The following is a 4,149-nucleotide window of genomic DNA, read 5'->3' as shown; positions in this document are numbered from 1 at the left end:
GGGAATGAGGACTCCCTTGTCGAAGATGCGTCGCACGTACCAAAACATACTGCGCATTTATACAGTAGTTGCCTTACGCCGACCGCTCCCCTGGTTCTAACGCCAGGACTTTCTTCAGCCAGGGCCAGTCGGCGTATTTGTCGCCGCGCTGCTTGATGTGGCTGTAGCGCTTGAGCGATTCCCACGTTCGGTGGCCTGATACCGTGGCCGCCTGGGGGATCGTCCAGCCCATCTCGAACAGCCGGCTGATGCCGTCGTGGCGCAGGTCGTGGAAGTGCAGGTCTTCGATGCCGAGGAAGTTGCAGGCCTTCCTGAACGAGTGGCTGATGGTCCTGTGGTTGTACGGCCAGATCTCGCCTTTCTTGGCGCCATGTCGCTCGATGAGCTGCAGCGCCTCGGGCGTCAGCGTCGTGCGCACCAGGTTGCCGACGGTCTCGCCCGGATCCTTCATGTCGCGCACGAGCAGCTCGTGGTGCTCGGCGTCGAGGTCCTCGCGCAGCACGGTGGTGATCTCCTCCTGGCGCCGGGTGCTGAAGATGGCGAAGCAGATGATCTTCTGCATCGGGATGGTGTCGCGCCGCCGGCGGACCGTCCTGCTGTAGAAGTTCATGAGCCGGTCGAGCTCCTCGAGCGTGGGGCGGCGCTCGCGTTCCTTGGAGCGGCCGATGATGCCCAGCTTGTTCAGGACGATCCGGGCGTCCGTCGCGGCTTGCCAGTCCAGCGGGTAGCCCCAGGCCGGCCTGGCCACCTTGAACACCGAGGTGAGGTGCGACAGGTAGTTCTGCCGCGTCGACGGCTCCGGCGGGCGCCCGTCCTTCATGGTCAGCGCCTGGATGTAGGCGACGATGTCGCGCGCGGCGATCTCGGAGCAGCGCCTGGCGCCCAGATCGGACTCGGAGATCGTCTTGAGGACCTGCGCTTTGGTGCGCCCGTGCTCGCGCAGCTTCTCCAGGTTGTACTGCTCGATGACGGCCTTGAGCGTGGGGTCCTCGCGCTTGTCCAGCCCACCTGGTTCGGCCAGGGCGGTCTCGCGCTTCTTCATCCAGGCCTCGGCGGCCTGCTTGCGGTCGAAGGTCTCCGACTCCGTGTGCACGACCTTGCCGCCCTTCTTGATCCGGATGACGGCGGTGTGCCCGACGGTGCCGTCTTTTCGCTTGCGTGACAGAATGGTGCCCATAGGTCGGTGCAACATTGGTGGTTGTGTTGCACGGAATGTTACCCCGGCATCAAAAATGAGCGCAAAAGGGCAGGAATGAGCAGAAATGAGACGCCCTCTGTAGACGGGACTTCTTCTCTGAAATTCGATCGTCAGAGGAGGTGGCGTTTAAGCGTTGCACCTATGCTGGACTGGACGACCGCCGATTGCCGGTACTTCCACCGGCTGCTGACGCGCCACACGCTGCTCTACACCGAGATGGTGACGACCGGCGCGATCCTGCATGGCGACAAGCCGCGCCACCTGGACTTCAACGAACAGGAGCACCCCGTCGCGCTGCAGCTCGGCGGCTCTGAGCCGGCCGATCTCGCCGCCTGCGCGAAGCTGGCCGAGCAATGGGGCTACGACGAGGTCAACCTGAACTGCGGCTGTCCCAGCGAACGCGTCCAGCGCGGTGCGTTCGGCGCCTGCCTGATGGCGGAGCCGGCGCTGGTCGCCGACGGCGTCAAGGCGATGCGCGACGCGGTCGCGATCCCGGTCACCGTCAAGCATCGCATCGGCATCGACCGGATCGAGAGCTACGACTTCGTGCGCGATTTCGTCGGCCAGGTCGCCGACGCGGGCTGCGAGGTCTTCCTCGTGCACGCGCGCAATGCTTGGCTGCAAGGCCTGTCGCCCAAGGAGAACCGCGACATCCCGCCGCTGCGGTATGAGCTGGTCCATCGCCTCAAGCGCGAGTTCCCGCACCTGACCATCGCGATCAACGGCGGCCTCAAGACGGACGACGAGATCGCCGCGCAGCTCGACCATGTCGACGGCGTGATGATCGGCCGGCAGGCGTATCACGAGCCCTGGCAGATGGCGCAGTGGGACCAGCGTTTCTTCGGCGAGGCGCAGGCGCCGGTCGCGAGCCGCGAAGCGGTCGAGGCGCTGTGGCTGGACTACCTCGACCGGCAGGTCGCGCTGGGCCGCCCGTGGTCGCAGGCGATGCGGCACGCGCTCGGCCTGTGGAACGGCCTGCCCGGCGCGCGCCGCTGGCGCCAGGTGTGGTCGGACCACAAGCTCAAGACGATGACGCCGCGCGAGGTGGCGAAGCTGGCGACCGACGCGCGCCTCCAGGCTGCGGAGATCGCCATGCAACATCCCGCCTTCAAGCCGGCGGTCGATGCGTCGGCCGTCTCCGCGCCTGTCACGACCTGACCGCGCGACGCATCGGCATCCCGACATGGCGCCGCAGGTCTTCTTCCACTGCTATCCGACGGTGCTCGGCCACTGCGGCATCGCGTGGACCGAGCGCGGCATCGTCGCTTCGCAGCTGCCGGAAGAGAGCCTGTCCGTCACGCGCGACCGCATGTGGGTGCGCTTCCCTGCCGGGCGCGAGGAGGCCGACTTCGAGCGCCTGCCCGACGCGGTGAAGCAGGCCTGCCTCGGCGTGCGCGCGCTGCTCGACGGCGAGCCGCGCGACCTGCTCGAGATCGAACTCGACGACAGCGCGGTGCCGGCCTTCGACCGCGAGGTGCTGGCGCTCACGCGGCGCATCCCGGTCGGGCAGACGCTGACCTACGGCGAAGTGGCCACGCGGCTCGGGTTACCGAACGCGGCACGGGCGGTCGGCCGGGCGGAGGGCCACAACCCGTTCCCGCCGATCGTGCCCTGCCATCGCGTGATGGGCGCGCCGACGGCGGGCAAGGCGGCGAACCTCACGGGCTTCTCCGCGCCGGGCGGCGTCGTGACCAAGCTGAAGATCCTCGCGATCGAGGCCCGCGCGACGGGGCAGCAGGTCGGCGAGCAGCAAGACCTCTTCTGATCACACCCATCGATCGTTCGGCTGCGTCCGCTCGTTGTGTTCGGCGCCCGTGTTCACCACGCCGCGGGGCTCGACGACCAGGATGTGGGTCTCCTGCGCGGCGCTGGGCTTGTGCTCGACGCCGCGCGGTACGACGAACATCTCGCCCGCGCGCAGCGTGACCGCGCCGTCGCGGAACTCCAGCCGCAACTCGCCGGCCACGACGAGGAAGGCTTCGTCGGTCTCGGCATGCGCGTGCCACACGAAGTCGCCTTCCACCTTGGCGATCTTGAACTGGTAGTCGTTGATTTCGGCCACCACGCGCTGCGACCACTGCTCGTGCAGCAGCGACAGCTTGTCGGCGAGGTTGACGGCGCGATAGGAGCCCGACGGGGCAGGGTGGGTGGCGGTCGTGATCATGTCGTTCGAGGCGTGTGTTGGAGCGCCCATGTTGGCGACCGACCTGTGGCTCGTCTTGAACGATCGTGCGTCTAGTCCGGCCGTGACATGCGCAGCCACCGCGCCGGCGTGACCCCGAACGCCTTCGCGAACTGGCGCGTGAAGTGGCTCTGGTCCGCGAAGCCGGCGTGGACGGCGCAATCCGCGAGCGGTTGTCCGGCGAGCATCAGACGGCGCGCGAGGTCCAGGCGCCGCAGCGTCAGATAGCGGTAGGGGCTGGTGCCGAAGCTGGCGCGGAAGTCGCGCGAGAGGCTCCATCGATCACGCCCCGCGGCATCGGCGAGTTCTTCCAGCGTCACGACGCTGTCGAGCCGGTCGTCCATGAGTTCGCGCGCCACGAGGGCGGCGCGGTAGTCGCCACGCACGGGCCGTGGTGTCGAGCCGGCCGCGAGCTGCAGGGCGGTGGCGAGCTCGAGCAGTCCGTCGTCCTGCTCCAGCGCGTCCAGCGGCGCGGCGAGTTGCGCCAGCAGCGCGCGCGTGGCGCGGGCGAGGCGGGGATCGGTCGACACGCCGCCCGGCACGAAGGGCAGCGCGACGCCGCCGAGCATCTCCTGCAGCCGTGCCGGCGCCAGGTAGAGCATGCGATAGCGGAAGCCGGCGTCGGTGCCCGCATGTCCGTCATGCACCTCGTCCGGATGCAGCACGATCGTGTGCCCGGCCAGGCTGTGCCGCAGCGACGCGCGGTAGGTGAAGGACTGGACGCCAGCCAGCGTCGTGCCGATCGCGTAGGTGTCGTGGCGATGCGGGG

Annotated in this window: 5 protein-coding genes; 2 read left to right on the top strand and 3 right to left on the bottom strand. The window is 68.2% G+C overall.

What is annotated here, in order from left to right:
• Positions 1-73: 73 nt before the first annotated feature.
• Positions 74-1,177: a tyrosine-type recombinase/integrase gene (locus VF536_RS27060; protein ID WP_331618046.1), complete on the bottom strand. Its 1,104-nt coding sequence runs from the start codon at positions 1,175-1,177 to the stop codon at positions 74-76.
• 162 nt (positions 1,178-1,339) lie between these two features.
• Here VF536_RS27060 and dusA point away from each other — a divergent pair, with 162 nt between their 5' ends.
• Positions 1,340-2,356 (top strand): tRNA dihydrouridine(20/20a) synthase DusA, encoded by a 1,017-nt coding sequence (dusA, locus tag VF536_RS27055; RefSeq protein ID WP_414710456.1) that lies wholly within the window; start codon positions 1,340-1,342, stop codon positions 2,354-2,356.
• A 25-nt stretch (positions 2,357-2,381) separates the two neighbouring features.
• Positions 2,382-2,963 carry a methylated-DNA--[protein]-cysteine S-methyltransferase gene (locus VF536_RS27050; RefSeq protein ID WP_331618045.1) on the top strand — a complete coding sequence of 194 codons (582 nt, stop codon included), beginning with the start codon at positions 2,382-2,384 and terminating at the stop codon, positions 2,961-2,963.
• On the opposite strand, the gene VF536_RS27045 is transcribed toward VF536_RS27050, so the two are convergent.
• Entirely contained in the window at positions 2,964-3,362 is a 399-nt protein-coding gene (locus tag VF536_RS27045; RefSeq protein WP_331618044.1) for a cupin domain-containing protein, read from the bottom strand. It lies immediately after the preceding gene.
• Between the two features lie 71 nt (positions 3,363-3,433).
• Positions 3,434-4,149, bottom strand: a 716-nt coding sequence (locus tag VF536_RS27040) for an AraC family transcriptional regulator (RefSeq protein ID WP_331618043.1), incomplete at its 5' end; no start/stop codon positions are given.

The sequence above is a fragment of the Roseateles sp. genome (assembly GCF_036486225.1).
In the GTDB taxonomy this organism is placed as follows: Bacteria; Pseudomonadota; Gammaproteobacteria; order Burkholderiales; family Burkholderiaceae_C; genus Roseateles.
This window is presented reverse-complemented; position numbering and strand designations above follow the sequence as displayed.